This is a genomic window from Streptomyces sp. NPDC002671 (genome assembly GCF_053592475.1).
The window spans coordinates 101980-118230 of sequence record NZ_JBSFVU010000013.1 but is presented as its reverse complement, the minus strand read 5'-3'; the positions used below and the strand labels follow the sequence as shown (position 1 = coordinate 118230).

Here is a 16251-nt window from a genome sequence, read left to right as displayed (position 1 = left end):
GTATCAGACCGCCCTCATCAGCAGGGTCGCGGCGACCAGGAGGGCCACGCCGCCGAACATCGAGACCGCGTAGGAGCGGGCGAAGCCGTTCTGGACCCGGCGCAGCCGCCCGGACAGGCCGCCGAAGCCGGCCGCCGTGCCGTTGACGACACCGTCGACCAAGGTGTGGTCGAGGTAGACCAGAGAGCGCGTCAGGTGCTCACCGCCGCGTACCAGGACGACGTGGTTGAAGTCGTCCTGGAGCAGGTCGCGCCGGGCGGCGCGGGTGAGCAGGGAGCCGCGCGGGGCGACCACCGGGACGGGCCGGCGGCCGTACTGCGCCCAGGCGATGCCGACGCCGACGAGCAGGCAGACCATGGTCGCGCCGGTGACGACGCCGGCGCTGATCGGCGAGTCGCCCTCGCTGTGGCCGGTGACCGGCTCCAGCCAGTGCACGAAGCGGTCTCCGATGCTGAAGAACGCGCCTCCGAAGACCGAGCCGACGGCCAGCACGATCATCGGGATCGTCATGACCCTGGGCGACTCGTGCGGGTGCGGTTCGTTGCCGTGCTCGTCGGGCTGCCAGCGCGCCTCTCCGAAGAACGTCATCAGCATCACGCGCGTCATGTAGAAGGCGGTGATGGCCGCGCCCAGCAGGGCTGCGCCGCCGAGGATCCAGCCCTCGGTGCCGCCCCTGGCGAAGGCCGCCTCGATGATCTTGTCCTTGGAGAAGAAGCCGGACAGACCCGGGAAACCGATGATGGCGAGGTAGCCGAGGCCGAAGGTGATGAAGGTGACCGGCATGTACTTCCTGAGGCCGCCGTACCTGCGCATGTCGACCTCGTCGTTCATGCCGTGCATGACCGAACCGGCGCCGAGGAACAGCCCGGCCTTGAAGAAGCCGTGCGTCACGAGGTGCATGATCGCGAAGACGTAGCCGATGGGGCCGAGGCCGGCCGCCAGGATCATGTAGCCGATCTGCGACATGGTCGAGCCGGCCAGCGCCTTCTTGATGTCGTCCTTCGCGCAACCGACGATCGCACCGAAGAGGAGCGTGACCGCGCCCACCACGGTGACGGCCAGCCGGGCGTCGGGGGCCGCGTTGAAGATGGCCCCGGAGCGGACGATCAGGTAGACGCCCGCGGTCACCATCGTCGCGGCGTGGATCAGGGCCGAGACCGGGGTCGGGCCCTCCATGGCGTCCCCGAGCCAGGACTGGAGCGGCACCTGGGCCGACTTGCCGCACGCGGCGAGCAGCAGCATCAGGCCGATCGCGGTGAGCTTGCCCTCGGAGGTGTCACCGGTGTGGCTGAGGACCGGGCCGAAGGCGAAGGTGCCGAAGGTGCTGAACATCAGCATGATCGCGATCGACAGGCCCATGTCGCCGACGCGGTTGACCAGGAAGGCCTTCTTGGCGGCCGTGGCGGCGCTGGGCTTGTGCTGCCAGAAGCCGATCAGCAGGTACGAGGCGAGGCCGACGCCCTCCCAGCCGACGTACAGCAGCAGGTAGTTGTCGGCGAGGACGAGCAGCAGCATCGCCGCGAGGAACAGGTTCAGGTAGCCGAAGAAGCGGCGGCGCCGCTCGTCGTGCTCCATGTACCCGACCGAGTAGAGGTGGATCAGCGAGCCGACGCCGGTGATCAGCAGAACGAACGTCATCGACAGCTGGTCCAGGCGGAAGGTGACGTCCGCCTGGAAGCCGGCCACCGGGACCCAGCTGAACAGGTGCTGCATCAGGGTCCGGTGGTCCGCGTCCTTGCCGAGCAGGTCGGCGAAGAGGATCACGCCGAACACGAAGGACGTGGCCGACAGGAGCGTGCCGATCCACTGGCCGACGGCATCGAGGCGCCGGCCGCCGACCAGGAGGACGGCCGCTCCGAGCAGGGGCGCCGCGATGAGCAGCGCGATCAGGTTCTCCACGATTCTTCCGACCCCTTACAGCTTCATCAGGCTGGCGTCGTCGACCGAGGCCGAGTGGCGGGTACGGAACAGCGACACGATGATCGCGAGGCCCACCACGACCTCCGCGGCGGCGACGACCATCGTGAAGAAGGCGATGATCTGGCCGTCGAGGTTGCCGTGCATCCGGGAGAAGGTGACGAACGCGAGGTTGCAGGCGTTCAGCATCAGCTCGATGCACATGAACACGACGATCGCGTTGCGCCTGATCAGCACCCCGGTCGCGCCGATGGTGAACAACAGGGCGGCGAGATAGAGGTAATTGACGGGGTTCACTTCGACGCCTCCTCGGGCCGCTTGAACGTCGCCGGCTCGCTCGCGGTCCGCTCCAGGCGCTCCTCGGCGCGCTGTTCCAGAGCCCGCAGGTCGTTGAGGGCCTCCGTCGACACGTCACGGATCTGGCCGCGCTCGCGCAGCGTCTTGTTGACGGTCAGCTCGGACGGGGTGCCGTCGGGGAGCAGGCCCGCGATGTCCACCGCGTTGTGCCGGGCGTAGACGCCGGGGGCGGGCAGCGGCGGCAGGTGCCTGCCCTCGCGGACGCGCTGCTCGGACAGCTCGCGCTGGGTCTTCGCGCGCTCGGTGCGCTCGCGGTGGGTGAGCACCATGGCGCCGACGGCGGCCGTGATCAGCAGGGCGCCGGTGATTTCGAAGGCGAAGACGTACTTGGTGAAGATGAGGGACGCGAGGCCCTCCACGTTGCCGTTCGCGTTCGCCTGGCCGGTGCCGTCGAACTCCTTCAGGGAGGCGTTGCCGATACCGGCGAACAGCAGGACGCCGAAGCCGACCCCGCACGCGAGAGCCAGCCAGCGCTGGCCCTTGATGGTCTCCTTCAGCGAGTCCGCGGCCGTCACGCCGACGAGCATCACCACGAAGAGGAACAGCATCATGATCGCGCCGGTGTAGACGACGATCTGCACGATCCCCAGGAAGTACGCGCCGTTGGCGAGGTAGAACACCGCCAGGACGATCATGGTCCCGGCGAGGCAGAGCGCGCTGTGCACAGCCTTCCTCATGAAGACGGTGCACAGGGCGCCGAGCACCGCGACCGTGCCGAGCACCCAGAACTGGAAGGCCTCGCCGGTGGAGGTGGTGTAGGCGGCGAGCTGGTTCATGCCTCCACCTCCTGGTCCTCGGGCCGCTCTCCCTTGGACACGGCGACCTGGCGGACCGTGCCGGGCGCGGCCTGCACCACCAGCCCCCGGTAGTAGTCCTGTTCGTCGGTCCCCGGGAAGATCGCGTGGGGCGTGTCGACCATGCCCTCTTCGAGGCCGGCGAGCAGCTGCTCCTTGGTGTAGATGAGGTTCGCGCGGCTGGAGTCGGCCAGTTCGAACTCGTTGGTCATCGTCAGCGCGCGCGTGGGGCACGCCTCGATGCACAGCCCGCACAGGATGCAGCGGGCGTAGTTGATCTGATAGACGCGGCCGTACCGTTCACCGGGCGAGTAGCGCTCCTCGTCGGTGTTGTCTGCGCCCTCCACGTAGATGGCGTCGGCGGGGCAGGCCCAGGCGCACAGCTCACAGCCGACGCACTTCTCCAGGCCGTCCGGATGGCGGTTGAGCTGGTGCCGTCCGTGGAACCGCGGAGCCGTGGTCTTCTGCTGCTCCGGGTACTGCTCGGTCAGCCGCTTCTTGAACATGGCCTTGAAGGTCACGCCGAAGCCGGCCACGGGGTTCTGGAAACCCGGCGTGGTGTCCTTGGGCTCCTCAGCCATCGGACGCCTCCTTTCCATCCGAAGATCCGTCACTGACAGTGTCCGACCCGCCACTGACAATCAGCTCGCGCTCCTGGCGGGGGCGGCGCCTGGGCACCGGCGGCTGCTCCTGCCCGGGCAGCGGCGGCACGGGGAATCCGCCCGCCATCGGGTCGAACGCGGCGGGCTGCTCGGCCGGCTTCGCCTTCTCGCGGAACATGTCGGCGACGAGGGAGACCAGCAGCAGGGCGAGGACACCGCCGCCGACGTAGAGGGCGATGTCGGCGAAGTCGTAGTTCTCGTTGCGCAGGGCCCGTACGGTCGCGACGAGCATCAGCCAGGTCACGGAGACCGGGATGAGGACCTTCCAGCCGAGCTTCATCAGCTGGTCGTAGCGGACACGAGGGAGCGTGCCGCGCAGCCAGATGAAGAAGAACAGCAGCAGCTGCACCTTGATGACGAACCAGAGCAGCGGCCACCAGCCGTGGTTCGCGCCCTCCCAGAAGCCGCTGATCGGCCACGGGGCGCGCCAGCCGCCGAGGAACAGGGTGGTCGAGACGGCCGAGACCGTCACCATGTTCACGTACTCGGCGAGCATGAACAGCGCGAACTTGATGGAGGAGTACTCGGTGTTGAAGCCGCCGACCAGGTCGCCCTCGGACTCCGGCATGTCGAAGGGGGCGCGGTTGGTCTCGCCGACCATCGTGACGATGTAGAGGATGAACGAGACCGGCAGCAGCAGGATGTACCAGCGGTCGTGCTGCTGTTCGACGATCGTGGACGTCGACATCGACCCCGAGTAGAGGAACACGGAGGCGAACGCGGCGCCCATGGCGATCTCGTACGAGATCATCTGCGCGCAGGACCGCAGGCCGCCCAGCAGCGGGTACGTCGATCCGGAACTCCAGCCCGCCAGCACGATGCCGTAGATGCCCACGGAGGCGACCGCGAGGATGTAGAGCATCGCGATCGGCAGGTCGGTGAGCTGCATCGTGGTGCGGTGGCCGAAGATCGAGATCTCGTTGTCGGCCGGGCCGAAGGGGATCACCGCGATCGCCATGAAGGCCGGGATGGCCGCGACGATCGGCGCGAGGATGTAGACCACCTTGTCCGCGCGCTTGACGATGATGTCTTCCTTGAGCATCAGCTTCACGCCGTCGGCGAGCGACTGGAGCATGCCCCAGGGGCCGTGCCGGTTGGGGCCGATGCGCAGCTGCATCCAGGCGACGACCTTGCGCTCCCAGACGATGGAGAACAGCACGGTCACCATCAGGAAGGCGAAGCAGAAGACGGCCTTGATGACGACCAGCCACCAGGGGTCGCGGCCGAACATCGAGAGGTCTTCAGCGGCGAGGTACGGGCTCATGCCTCCACCTCCTTGGGGGCCTCTTCGGCGACTGCCGCCGAGCCGATACGGACGAGGGAACCGGGCTGTGCCCCGGTGTCGGAGGCGACGCCCCGGCCGAGGGAGTTCAGCGGGAGCCACACCACCCGGTCGGGCATCTCGGTGATCTGGAGCGGGAGTTCGACCGTGCCGGCGGATCCGGTGACGGCGAGGAGGCCGCCGTCCTCGACACCGGCCTCGGCGGCCGTCGCGGACGACACGCGCGCGCGTGCGGCGTGCCGGGTTCCGGCGAGCGCCTCGTCGCCCTCCTGGAGGAGGCCCTGGTCGAGCAGCAGCCGGTGCCCGGCGAGCACGGCCTCGCCGGCGGCCGGCCGCGGCAGCACGCCCGCGGACTCCATGGGCCCGGTGGCCTGCGGCCCGTCCCAGGAGCCGAGCCGGTCGATCTCCGCGCGCGTGGTGCGCAGATCCGGCAGGCCCAGGTGGACGTCCATGGCGTCGGCCAGCATCTGCAGCACGCGCCCGTCGGTCGGGGCGAGGCGGCGGGTCATCTGCTCGGGCTTGAGGGCGGCCTCGAAGAAGCGCACCCTGCCTTCCCAGTTGAGGAAGGTGCCCGCCTTCTCGGCGACCGCGGCCACCGGCAGAACGACGTCCGCGTGCTCGGTGACCTCGCTGGGCCGCAGCTCCAGCGACACCAGGAAGCCGACGCTCTCGAGGGCCTCACGCGCGCGTGCCGGGTCGGGCAGGTCGGCGACCTCCACGCCCGCGACCACGAGGGCGGACAGCTCTCCGGTGGCCGCGGCCTCGACGATGTGGTGGGTGTCGCGGCCATAGCGCAGCGGCAGTTCGGCGAGCCCCCAGACGGCGGCGACCTCCTCCCGCGCGCGCGGGTCGGTGGCCGGACGGCCGCCCGGCAGCAGCGAGGGCAGCGCGCCCGTCTCGATCGCGCCGCGCTCTCCGGCGCGCCGCGGGATCCACACCAGCCGGGCGCCGGTCGCGGTGGCCGCGCGGACGGCGGCGGTGAGGCCGCCGGCGACCGTGGCGAGCCGCTCGCCCACGACGATCACCGCGCCCTCGGTGCGCAGCGCCTCGGCGGCCTTGGTGCCCGGCTCCTCCAGGCCGACGCCGCTCGCGAGGGCGTCCAGCCACTCGGTCTCGGTGCCGGGGGCGGTCGGCAGCAGCGTGCCGCCCGCCTTCTCAAGGCCCCGCGTGGCGTGCGTGGCCAGCGCGAACACCCGCTGCTTGTGCCCCCGCCAGGCCTTGCGCAGGCGCAGGAAGACGCCGGGCGCCTCCTCCTCCGACTCGAAGCCGACGAGCAGGACGGCGGGCGCCTTCTCCAGGGAGGTGTACGTGACGCCCGTACCGTCGAGGTCACGGCCGCGGCCCGCCACCCTGGACGCCAGGAAGTCGGCCTCCTCGCCGCTGTGCACGCGCGCGCGGAAGTCGATGTCGTTGGTGTCGAGGGCCACGCGCGCGAACTTGCTGTAGGCGTAGGCGTCCTCGACGGTCAGCCGGCCGCCGATGAGGACACCGGCCCGGGAGCGGGCGGCGGCCAGTCCGCGCGCCGCCGCCTGAAGCGCCTCCGGCCAGGAGGCGGGCTCCAGGACGCCCTCGGCGTTGCGGACCAGCGGGGTGTCGAGGCGGTCCTTGAGCTGCGCGTAGCGGAACGCGAAGCGTCCCTTGTCGCAGATCCACTCCTCGTTGACCTCGGGGTCGTTGGCGGCGAGCCGCCGCATGACCTTGCCGCGCCGGTGGTCGGTGCGGGTGGCGCAGCCGCCGGAGCAGTGCTCGCACACGGAGGGCGAGGAGACGAGGTCGAAGGGACGGGAACGGAAACGATAGGCCGCCGAGGTCAGGGCACCGACCGGGCAGATCTGGATGGTGTTGCCGGAGAAGTACGACTCGAACGGGTCGCCCTCACCGGTACCGACCTGCTGCAGCGCGCCCCGCTCCAGCAGCTCGATCATCGGGTCGCCCGCGATCTCGTTGGAGAAGCGGGTGCAGCGGGCGCACAGCACGCACCGCTCCCGGTCGAGCAGCACCTGCGTGGAGATCGCCACGGGCTTCTCGTACGTCCGCTTCCTGCCCTCGAAGCGGGACTCGGCGCTGCCGTGCGACATCGACTGGTTCTGCAGCGGGCACTCGCCGCCCTTGTCACAGACCGGGCAGTCCAGCGGGTGGTTGATGAGCAGCAGCTCCATCACCCCGCGCTGGGCCTTCTCGGCGACCGGCGAGGTGAGCTGGGTCTTGACGACCATGCCGTCGGTGCAGGTGATGGTGCACGACGCCATGGGCTTGCGCTGGCCCTCGACCTCGACGATGCACTGGCGGCAGGCGCCGGCCGGGGACAGCAGGGGGTGGTCGCAGAAGCGCGGGATCTCGATGCCGAGCTGCTCGGCGGCCCGGATGACCAGGGTGCCCTTGGGCACACTGATCCCGATGCCGTCGATCGTCAGCGTGACGAGGTCCTCCGGCGGGACCGCCGGCTCTCCCCCTCCGGCGGGAGCGTTCGTGGTCACGGTCATGCGTTCACCTCCGGGCGGTCCGCCCAGGCCGTCGACTTGGCCGGGTCGAAGGGACAGCCCCGGCCCGTGATGTGCTGTTCGTACTCCTCGCGGAAGTACTTGAGCGAGGAGAAGATCGGGGACGCGGCGCCGTCGCCGAGGGCGCAGAACGACTTGCCGTTGATGTTGTCGGCGATGTCGTTCAGCTTGTCGAGGTCGGACATCACGCCCTTGCCGGCCTCGATGTCCCGCAGCAACTGCACCAGCCAGTACGTCCCTTCGCGGCAGGGCGTGCACTTGCCGCAGGACTCGTGGGCGTAGAACTCGGTCCAGCGGGTCACCGCCCGCACCACGCAGGTCGTCTCGTCGAAGCACTGCAGGGCCTTGGTGCCGAGCATCGAACCCGCGGCGCCCACTCCCTCGTAGTCGAGGGGCACGTCGAGGTGCTCGTCGGTGAACATCGGGGTCGAGGAGCCGCCCGGCGTCCAGAACTTGAGGCGGTGGCCGGGCCGCATGCCGCCGCTCATGTCGAGGAGCTGGCGCAGCGTGATGCCGAGCGGGGCCTCGTACTGGCCGGGGCTCGCGACGTGGCCGCTGAGCGAGTAGAGCGTGAAGCCGGGCGACTTCTCGCTGCCCATCGACCTGAACCATTCTTTCCCGTTTTGGAGGATCGCGGGAACCGACGCGATCGACTCGACGTTGTTCACAACAGTCGGGCAGGCGTAGAGCCCTTCGACAGCAGGGAAAGGAGGACGAAGCCGCGGTTGACCACGGCGGCCTTCGAGCGAGTCGAGCAGCGCGGTCTCCTCACCGCAGATGTACGCGCCGGCGCCGGCGTGCACGGTGAGGTGGAGGTCGAGTCCGCTGCCCAGGATGTTCTCGCCGAGGTAGCCCGCCGCGTAGGCCTCGCGCACGGCCTCGTGCAACCGCCGCAGAACGGGGACGACTTCACCACGCAGATAGATGAAGGCATGAGACGACCTGATGGCGTAACACGCGATGACGATGCCCTCGATGAGGCTGTGCGGGTTCGCGAAGAGGAGCGGGATGTCCTTGCAGGTCCCGGGCTCCGATTCGTCGGCGTTGACAACTAGATAGTGCGGTTTCCCATCACCCTGCGGAATGAACTGCCACTTCATCCCGGTCGGGAATCCCGCGCCGCCGCGCCCGCGCAGTCCGGACTCCTTGACGTACGCGATCACGTCGTCCGGTGACATGGCGAGCGCCTTGCGGAGCCCCTCGTACCCCTCGTGCCTCCGGTAGACGTCCAGAGTCCAGGACCGGTCCTCGTCCCAGAAGGCCGACAGCACGGGTGCGAGCAGCTTCTCGGGGCTGGTGTCCTTGACTTCGGGTACCACGGTCATCACTCCCCCTCCTCCTCGGCCTGGCCGGCGTGCGGCGCGTCCTGGGGTTCCTGGGCACGCGGGTGGACCACGCGCGCGGGTGCGGCCTCTCCTCTGGCCAGGCGGAGGCCCACCAGCGAGGCGGGGCCCGCGCTGCCGCTCTCCTCGACGGCTCCTGGCCGCTCGTCGGGGAAGCCCGCCAGGATCCGGGCGGTCTCCTTGAAGGTGCACAGCCGCGCCCCGCGCGTCGGCTCGACGGGGTGCCCCGCGCGCAGGTCGTCCACCAGGCGCGTGGCGCTCGCGGGGGTCTGGTTGTCGAAGAACTCCCAGTTGACCATCACGACCGGCGCGAAGTCGCAGGCCGCGTTGCACTCGATGTGCTCCAGGGTGACCTTGCCGTCGGCGGTGGTCTCACCGTTGCCGATGCCCAGGTGCTCCTGGAGGGTCTCGAAGATCGCGTCGCCGCCCATCACCGCGCACAGCGTGTTGGTGCAGACCCCGACCTGGTAGTCGCCGGACGGCCCCCGCCGGTACATGGTGTAGAAGGTGGCGACGGCGGTGACCTCGGCCGTGGTCAGGCCGAGCATGTCCGCGCAGAACCGCATCCCGGTGCGCGTGACATGGCCCTCCTCCGACTGCACGAGGTGGAGCAGCGGCAGCAGGGCGGACCGGGAGTCCGGGTAGCGCGCGATCACCTCGCGCGCGTCGGCCTCCAGCCGGGCCCGGACGTCGTCCGGGTAGGCCGGCGCGGGCAGTTCGGGCATGCCCAGGCTGACGCCCCGCTCCGAGGAACTGGTGGTCACCGGTCGACGCCTCCCATCACGGGGTCGATGGACGCGACGGCGACGATCACGTCGGCGACCTGGCCGCCCTCGCACATCGCCGCCATGGCCTGCAGGTTGGTGAAGGACGGGTCACGGAAGTGGACCCGGTAGGGGCGGGTGCCTCCGTCGGAGACGGCGTGCACCCCGAGTTCGCCCTTGGGCGACTCGACGGCCGCGTACGCCTGGCCCGGCGGGACGCGGAAGCCCTCGGTGACCAGCTTGAAGTGGTGGATCAGGGCCTCCATGGAGGTGCCCATGATCTTCTTGATGTGGTCGAGGGAGTTGCCGAGCCCGTCCGGTCCCAGGGCGAGCTGGGCGGGCCAGGCGATCTTCTTGTCGGCGACCATGACCGGGCCGGGCTGGAGCCGGTCCAGGCACTGCTCGACGATCCCGAGCGACTGGCGCATCTCCTCCACGCGGATGAGGAAGCGGCCGTAGGCGTCGCAGGTGTCGGCGGTCGGGATCTCGAAGTCGTACGTCTCGTAGTCGCAGTACGGCTGGGTCTTGCGCAGGTCGTGCGGCAGGCCGGTGGCGCGCAGGATCGGTCCGGTGGCGCCGAGGGCCATGCAGCCGGCCAGGTCGAGGTAGCCGATGTCCTGCATGCGGGCCTTGAAGATGGGGTTCCCGGTGGCGAGCTTGTCGTACTCCGGGAGGTTCTTCTTCATCTTCTTCACGAACTCGCGGATCTGGTCCACCGCGCCGGGCGGCAGGTCCTGGGCGAGTCCGCCGGGGCGGATGTACGCGTGGTTCATCCGCAGGCCCGTGATCAGCTCGTAGAGGTCGAGAATCATTTCACGATCACGGAATCCGTAGATCATGATCGTGGTGGCGCCCAGCTCCATGCCGCCGGTGGCGATGCACACCAGGTGGGAGGAGAGCCGGTTCAGCTCCATCAGGAGCACCCGGATGATCTTGGCGCGCTCGGTGATCTGGTCCTCGATGCCGAGGAGCTTCTCGACGGCGAGACAGTAGGCGGTCTCGTTGAAGAAGGACGTCAGGTAGTCCATGCGCGTCACGAACGTGGTGCCCTGCGTCCACGTGCGGAACTCGAGGTTCTTCTCGATGCCGGTGTGGAGGTAGCCGATGCCGCAGCGGGCCTCGGTGACGGTCTCGCCCTCGATCTCCAGGATCAGGCGGAGCACCCCGTGGGTGGAGGGGTGCTGGGGACCCATGTTGACGACGATGCGCTCGTCGTCGGCGCGGGCCGCGGACTGGACGATCTCGTCCCAGTCGCCACCGGTGACCGTATATACGGTGCCCTCGGTGGTCTCGCGCGCCGAGGCGGCCGACGCGTCGGATGCTGACTGCGTGCTCACGAGTACGACCTCCGCTGGTCCGGAGCCGGGATCTGGGCGCCCTTGTACTCGACGGGGATGCCGCCGAGGGGGTAGTCCTTGCGCTGCGGATGGCCCTGCCAGTCGTCCGGCATCATGATCCGCGTCAGGGCCGGGTGACCGTCGAAGACGATTCCGAAGAAGTCGTAGGTCTCGCGCTCGTGCCAGTCGTTGGTCGGATAGACGGGGACCAGCGACGGGATGTGCGGGTCGGCGTCGGGGGCGCTGACTTCGAGGCGGATCAGCCGGTTGTGGGTGATCGAGCGCAGGTGGTACACGGCGTGCAGCTCGCGGCCCTTGTCCTGCGGGTAGTGGACGCCGCTGACGCCGGTGCACAGTTCGAAGCGCAGGGCGGGGTCGTCGCGCAGGGTGCGGGCGACGCGGGCGAGGTGCTCGCGTTCGATGCGGAAGGTGACCTCACCGCGGTCGACGACCACCTTCTCGATGGCGTTGCCGGGGAGGAGACCCTGTTCCTCCAGCGCGCCCTCCAGTTCGTCGGCGACCTCGTCGAACCAGCCGCCGTAGGGACGGGCCGACGGTCCAGGGAGCCGGACCGAGCGGACCAGGCCGCCGTAGCCGGAGGTGTCGCCGCCGTTGTCGGCGCCGAACATGCCGCGCTGGACGCGGATCTCCTCGCCGCCCCCGCCGCGCTGGCCGGGAAGGTTGGTCCCGTTCGCGCTGTTGGTGCCGTTCGCGTCGCTCACCGCAGCAGCCCCTTCATCTCGATCGTGGGCAGGGCCTTGAGCGCCGCCTCCTCCGCCTCGCGGGCGGCCTCCTCGGCGTTCACGCCGAGCTTGGAGGTCTGGATCTTCTGGTGGAGCTTGAGGATCGCGTCCATCAGCATCTCGGGCCGGGGCGGACAGCCCGGGAGGTAGATGTCGACGGGGACGATGTGGTCGACGCCCTGGACGATCGCGTAGTTGTTGAACATGCCGCCCGAGGACGCGCAGACACCCATGGAGATCACCCACTTCGGGTTGGGCATCTGGTCGTAGACCTGCCGTAGCACCGGCGCCATCTTCTGGCTGACCCGGCCGGCGACGATCATCAGGTCGGCCTGGCGCGGTGAGCCGCGGAAGACCTCCATGCCGAAGCGCGCCAGGTCGTACCGCCCCGCACCGGTGGTCATCATCTCGATGGCACAGCAGGCGAGGCCGAAGGTGGCGGGGAAGACGGACGCCTTGCGTACCCAGCCCGCGGCCTGCTCGACGGTCGTCAGCAGGAAGCCGCTCGGCAGCTTTTCTTCGAGTCCCATGTCAGTAGGCCCCTCAGTCCCATTCCAGGCCGCCGCGCCGCCATACGTACGCGTACGCGACGAAGACGGTGAGCACGAAGAGCAGCATCTCCACGAGCCCAAAGATCCCCAGGGCGTCGAAGGTGACGGCCCAGGGGTAGAGGAAGACGATCTCGATGTCGAAGACGATGAAGAGCATCGCCGTCAGGTAGTACTTGATGGGGAAGCGCCCGCCGCCGGCCGGCGTGGGGGTCGGCTCGATGCCGCACTCGTAGGCTTCGAGCTTGGCGCGGTTGTACCGCTTCGGACCGATCAGCGTGGCCATGACCACGGAGAAGATCGCAAAGCCTGCCCCGAGGGCTCCCAGTACGAGGATGGGCGCATACGCGTTCACCGCTCCTCGCTCCTCTCAGTCGGCGCTGACTGCTGGCGGTTGCACTGGGCTCACATCCGCCTCACCAGTCCCCCGAACCCCGCTCGTCCCGGGCGAAGATCGAGAACATGTGAAGCAGGTCACAAGCCCAACTGCCTCGCATCTTATGCCCGCCACTCTGTGATCTGCGACACGGGGTATTCCACAAGCTTTGTGATCTCCACCACCTGACGAAGGATCATGAAGTCGGATGATGGGTGATCTTCATACGCGAAGCGTTCAGCTGATCACCAGAAGTGACATTTTCGCCTGTCATCACAGGCCAGAGGGGGCATCTCAATATCAAGAGAGTTCCGCTGCATGCAAATTGGTGTTGGACGGCGCCCCTTGGTAGAGGAGGCCGTTCACACATCAGGGGGAGGTGCGGGGCGCGATGTGGACGACACCCGGACGCGTGCACGCGTTCACGAACTCCCGCCCGCGCGGGACGCGGCCTCTCCGGTGACCGTTCCGTGACCTCCGCCACATCGACGAGGGGCCTCCGAGAACCGGGCTTGGCCATCGACCGCAACCAGTGGTAGGTGGGGGGCAATTCGGACGTAATGATCAAAGACCGTGATCAAGGGCTTGATCACCGGCGTCCGCAATGTCCGTTACGGCGTCAATAAAGAGTGACGCGCCCGGGATTCTGGGTCTCGATTGAGCAACTGTGGCGCAGGACACGTTTCTTGAAGATATGAAGGAGCCCCTGGTACCGGTTGTTCTCATGTCCCACACCGCTCACATACGCAGCCACCGGAAGCCCCGCCGCAGCGCGTCCACCGTCGCGATGCGGGCCGGAGTTGCCGGTGGCGTCCTCAGCACCCTGGCAGTCGCCGGGGCGTCCGGCTCGGCGAACGCCTCCGAGCCGGTGACGCAGACCCTCGAACTGCCCACCCTGACGGCCGACCTGTCCGCTCAGGTTGCCCAGTCCGCGGACGCCACGCAGCAGGTCGCCGCGAACTACGAGCTGCAGGCCGAGCGTGACACGGCCGCCGCGAACGCCGCGAAGCAGGCCAAGGCAGACCTTGCGGAGGCGAAGCAGAAGGCGGCGGAGGCCAAGAAGAAGGCCGAGGAGGCCGCCCGCCGGGAGGCCGCCGCCCGCGCCTCCCGCAACGCGGAGCGGACGACGCTCTCCACCACGGCGAGCACCGGCTCCAGCACCAGCACGTCCACGGCCACCGGTTCGGCCGCGGCGGTCCTCGCCTTCGCCAAGGCGCAGATCGGCAAGAGCTACGTCCTCGGTGCCTCCGGCCCCAACGCGTGGGACTGCTCCAGCCTCGTGCAGGCCGCCTTCAGGCAGGTCGGCGTCAGCCTGCCGCGCGTCTCCCAGGACCAGTCGACGCAGGGCACCCAGGTCTCGCTGAGCAACCTGCAGCCGGGCGACATCCTCTACTGGGGCAGCGCGGGCAGCGCCTACCACGTGGCGATCTACGCCGGTGACGGCATGTTCGTCGGCGCGCAGAACCCCTCCACGGGCATCGTGGAGAAGCCGCTGTCGTACGACCCGCCGACCGGCGCCGTGCGGGTGCTCTGAGCACACAGCACGCCACTCACGCGCGTAGGGCCGCAGCCGCTCGGGGGCAGCGGCCCTTCCGCGTCTCCTGACATGCTCTGCACGGGCCGCCGTCCGGCGGTCCGTCCATGAGTGAACGAGACCGCGCGATGCCACGCGTGTTCGTCCAGGGAAACCGTTCCTGTGGACTGAGCAGGAGGGACTCCGCCCAGCCGCACGCCCCGAACGATCTTGGGCGCTCCCCCACTGCCTTAAGGGCGTGGGAGGTACCCCCAGGTCCCCGGTGTACTCGACCCCGAAGCGGCGACACGGATCCTGTCCGTGGTCCGATCCCGGGAGGCCGGCTCCCTCACGACCTGGCCAGTTGGGTACGGCCAGAGGCGACGGGGAGGGCCCGAACCATCACTCCGGTGGAGCGGGGGCCCCGCATGCTGGCGCCGTACCCGGCGTCCCAGGTCGCACGATCACCGTAGCCCGAACGGCCCAGGACGCCGCAAGCCCGGAAGCCGACCATCACACGATCGAGTTAAACCGCCCTCGTGCACGCTCCCGGCAACTGCCGCTACGCCCACGAGACCGACCACACCCGGGGTCACGTCTATCTGGACCGGCTCTCCAAGCGGGACAAAAGGGACGCGCTGCGGCAGGTGGCGGACCGGCGGGGCGAGGTGTACGCCCGCCGGTCCGTCAAGGCCGGGGAGCTGAGCCGCTGAAGCCCCTGAGGGCCTGAGAGCCCCGAGGCGGCTCCAGAGGGCGCTCAGGCCTTCGGGGCCGCCTTGCTCAGGGCGTTGACGATGCGGTCCATCGCGTCGCCGCCCGTGGGGTCGGTGAGGTTCGCGAGGAGCTTCTGGACGAACTTCATCAGCACCGGGTGCGAGAGGCCGCGCTGCGTGGCGATCTGCATGATCTTCGGGTTGCCGATGATCTTCACGAACGCGCGGCCGAGCGTGTAGTAGCCGCCGTAGGTGTCCTTGAGGACGCGCGGGTAGCTCTGGAGGGCGATCTCGCGCCCGGCGGGCGTGGACCGCGCGTGGGCCTGGACGATGACGTCGGCGGCGATCTGGCCGGACTCCATGGCGTAGGCGATGCCCTCGCCGTTGAAGGGGTTCACCATGCCGCCGGCGTCGCCGACGAGCAGCAGGCCCTTGGTGTAGTGCGGCTGGCGGTTGAAGGCCATGGGCAGGGCGGCGCCGCGGATCGGGCCGGTCATGTTCTCCGGGGTGTAGCCCCAGTCCTCGGGCATGGAGGCGCACCAGGCCTTCAGCACCTCGCGCCAGTCCAGCTCCCGGAAGGCGGAGGAGGAGTTGAGGATGCCCAGGCCCACGTTGGAGGTGCCGTCGCCCATGCCGAAGATCCAGCCGTAGCCGGGCAGCAGCCGGTCCTGGGGGCCGCGGCGGTCCCACAGCTCCAGCCACGCCTCCAGGTAATCGTCGTCGTGGCGGGGCGAGGTGAAGTACGTGCGCACCGCGACGCCCATGGGGCGGTCCTCGCGGCGGTGCAGGCCCATCGCCAGGGACAGGCGGGTGGAGTTGCCGTCGGCGGCGACGACGAGCGGCGCGTGGAAGGTGACCTCGCGCTTCTCCTCGCCGAGCTTGGCGGTCACACCGGTGATGCGTCCGGTGCGGTCGTCGATGATCGGCTCGCTCACGGTGCAGCGCTCGTACAGGCGCGCTCCGGCCTTCTGGGCCTGGCGGGCGAGCTGCTCGTCGAAGTCGTCGCGCTTGCGGACGAGCCCGTAGTCCGGGAAGGAGGCGAGTTCCGGCCAGTCGAGCTGGATACGGTGGCCGCCGCCGATGATGCGCAGGCCCTTGTTGCGCAGCCAGCCGGCCTCTTCCGAGACGTCGATACCCATCGCGACGAGCTGCTTGACCGCGCGCGGGGTGAGGCCGTCGCCGCAGACCTTCTCCCTCGGGAACTCGGTCTTCTCCAGCAGGAGGACGTCGAGTCCGGACCTGGCAAGGTGGTACGCGGTCGTGGAGCCGGCTGGCCCCGCGCCCACGACGATCACGTCGGCGGTGTGGTCGGAGAGGGGCTCGGTCACGGCGGGATCTCCCCAAGGTTCGAAAACTGCGTGCCGACCGGCACTGGACATGGGCAGTCTATTCAGCAGAATT

General features: G+C 69.2%; 14 protein-coding genes and 1 pseudogene. 2 read left to right on the top strand and 13 right to left on the bottom strand.

Translation table 11 applies throughout. The annotated features are described in order from the left end of the window. Positions 1 to 3 precede the first annotated feature (3 nt). From nuoL to ACWD35_RS21485, 12 genes are read right to left on the bottom strand one after another with little or no spacing between them, the layout of a single operon-like run. Complete coding sequence (gene nuoL / locus ACWD35_RS21540; protein ID WP_451352901.1) at positions 4 to 1899, bottom strand: NADH-quinone oxidoreductase subunit L; 1896 nt, start codon at positions 1897 to 1899, stop codon at positions 4 to 6. Positions 1900 to 1914: 15 nt separating this feature from the next. Next, positions 1915 to 2214, bottom strand: coding sequence for an NADH-quinone oxidoreductase subunit NuoK (gene nuoK, locus ACWD35_RS21535; protein WP_023547474.1), 300 nt, complete (start codon positions 2212 to 2214; stop codon positions 1915 to 1917). Further along, positions 2211 to 3050 (bottom strand): NADH-quinone oxidoreductase subunit J, encoded by an 840-nt coding sequence (locus ACWD35_RS21530; RefSeq protein WP_451352900.1) that lies wholly within the window; start codon positions 3048 to 3050, stop codon positions 2211 to 2213. Before ACWD35_RS21530 ends, nuoK begins: the two co-directional genes overlap by 4 nt. Beyond that, on the bottom strand, positions 3047 to 3649 hold the full coding sequence (gene nuoI, locus ACWD35_RS21525) for an NADH-quinone oxidoreductase subunit NuoI (RefSeq protein WP_451352899.1): 603 nt from the start codon (positions 3647 to 3649) through the stop codon (positions 3047 to 3049). The genes ACWD35_RS21530 and nuoI overlap by 4 nt, the downstream gene beginning before the upstream one ends. Continuing rightward, complete coding sequence (gene nuoH, locus ACWD35_RS21520; protein WP_451352898.1) at positions 3642 to 4994, bottom strand: NADH-quinone oxidoreductase subunit NuoH; 1353 nt, start codon at positions 4992 to 4994, stop codon at positions 3642 to 3644. The genes nuoI and nuoH overlap by 8 nt, the downstream gene beginning before the upstream one ends. Beyond that, positions 4991 to 7495 (bottom strand): NADH-quinone oxidoreductase subunit G, encoded by a 2505-nt coding sequence (locus ACWD35_RS21515; protein ID WP_451352897.1) that lies wholly within the window; start codon positions 7493 to 7495, stop codon positions 4991 to 4993. Before ACWD35_RS21515 ends, nuoH begins: the two co-directional genes overlap by 4 nt. Then, a complete protein-coding gene (nuoF, locus tag ACWD35_RS21510; RefSeq protein ID WP_451352896.1) occupies positions 7492 to 8838 on the bottom strand; it encodes an NADH-quinone oxidoreductase subunit NuoF in 1347 nt (448 codons plus the stop codon). Before nuoF ends, ACWD35_RS21515 begins: the two co-directional genes overlap by 4 nt. Further along, the gene (nuoE, locus tag ACWD35_RS21505) at positions 8838 to 9620 is read right to left on the bottom strand and encodes an NADH-quinone oxidoreductase subunit NuoE (protein ID WP_451352895.1); all 783 of its coding nucleotides are present in this window, start codon (positions 9618 to 9620) and stop codon (positions 8838 to 8840) included. The genes nuoF and nuoE overlap by 1 nt, the downstream gene beginning before the upstream one ends. Then, positions 9617 to 10957 carry an NADH-quinone oxidoreductase subunit D gene (locus tag ACWD35_RS21500; RefSeq protein ID WP_451352894.1) on the bottom strand — a complete coding sequence of 447 codons (1341 nt, stop codon included), beginning with the start codon at positions 10955 to 10957 and terminating at the stop codon, positions 9617 to 9619. Before ACWD35_RS21500 ends, nuoE begins: the two co-directional genes overlap by 4 nt. Next, positions 10954 to 11679: an NADH-quinone oxidoreductase subunit C gene (locus ACWD35_RS21495; protein WP_451352893.1), complete on the bottom strand. Its 726-nt coding sequence runs from the start codon at positions 11677 to 11679 to the stop codon at positions 10954 to 10956. Before ACWD35_RS21495 ends, ACWD35_RS21500 begins: the two co-directional genes overlap by 4 nt. Beyond that, on the bottom strand, positions 11676 to 12230 hold the full coding sequence (locus tag ACWD35_RS21490; protein WP_003998928.1) for a NuoB/complex I 20 kDa subunit family protein: 555 nt from the start codon (positions 12228 to 12230) through the stop codon (positions 11676 to 11678). Before ACWD35_RS21490 ends, ACWD35_RS21495 begins: the two co-directional genes overlap by 4 nt. A gap of 13 nt (positions 12231 to 12243) precedes the next feature. Beyond that, positions 12244 to 12603: an NADH-quinone oxidoreductase subunit A gene (locus tag ACWD35_RS21485; protein ID WP_003992243.1), complete on the bottom strand. Its 360-nt coding sequence runs from the start codon at positions 12601 to 12603 to the stop codon at positions 12244 to 12246. A 745-nt stretch (positions 12604 to 13348) separates the two neighbouring features. Between ACWD35_RS21485 and ACWD35_RS21480 the strand changes: the two genes are divergently transcribed. Together ACWD35_RS21480 and ACWD35_RS21475 are read left to right on the top strand one after the other, a co-directional pair. After that, the gene (locus tag ACWD35_RS21480; protein WP_451352892.1) at positions 13349 to 14158 is read left to right on the top strand and encodes a C40 family peptidase; all 810 of its coding nucleotides are present in this window, start codon (positions 13349 to 13351) and stop codon (positions 14156 to 14158) included. Between the two features lie 545 nt (positions 14159 to 14703). Beyond that, a pseudogene (locus ACWD35_RS21475) lies at positions 14704 to 14850 on the top strand (peptide deformylase); the annotation flags it as partial. Between the two features lie 44 nt (positions 14851 to 14894). Here the strand turns inward: ACWD35_RS21475 and ACWD35_RS21470 are convergent. After that, the gene (locus ACWD35_RS21470; RefSeq protein WP_451352891.1) at positions 14895 to 16229 is read right to left on the bottom strand and encodes a geranylgeranyl reductase family protein; all 1335 of its coding nucleotides are present in this window, start codon (positions 16227 to 16229) and stop codon (positions 14895 to 14897) included. Positions 16230 to 16251: the final 22 nt, after the last annotated feature.

What these genes read in the sequence shown, in the direction of transcription:
- ACWD35_RS21530 (WP_451352900.1), bottom strand. Translation starts at nt 3,050, where the DNA reads ATGAACCAGCTCGCCGCCTACACCACCTCCACCGGCGAGGCCTTCCAG.
- nuoI (WP_451352899.1), bottom strand. Translation starts at nt 3,649, where the DNA reads ATGGCTGAGGAGCCCAAGGACACCACGCCGGGTTTCCAGAACCCCGTG.
- nuoH (WP_451352898.1), bottom strand. Translation starts at nt 4,994, where the DNA reads ATGAGCCCGTACCTCGCCGCTGAAGACCTCTCGATGTTCGGCCGCGAC.
- ACWD35_RS21515 (WP_451352897.1), bottom strand. Translation starts at nt 7,495, where the DNA reads ATGACCGTGACCACGAACGCTCCCGCCGGAGGGGGAGAGCCGGCGGTC.
- nuoF (WP_451352896.1), bottom strand. Translation starts at nt 8,838, where the DNA reads ATGACCGTGGTACCCGAAGTCAAGGACACCAGCCCCGAGAAGCTGCTC.
- ACWD35_RS21490 (WP_003998928.1), bottom strand. Translation starts at nt 12,230, where the DNA reads ATGGGACTCGAAGAAAAGCTGCCGAGCGGCTTCCTGCTGACGACCGTC.
- ACWD35_RS21480 (WP_451352892.1), top strand. Translation starts at nt 13,349, where the DNA reads ATGTCCCACACCGCTCACATACGCAGCCACCGGAAGCCCCGCCGCAGC.
- ACWD35_RS21470 (WP_451352891.1), bottom strand. Translation starts at nt 16,229, where the DNA reads ATGTCCAGTGCCGGTCGGCACGCAGTTTTCGAACCTTGGGGAGATCCC.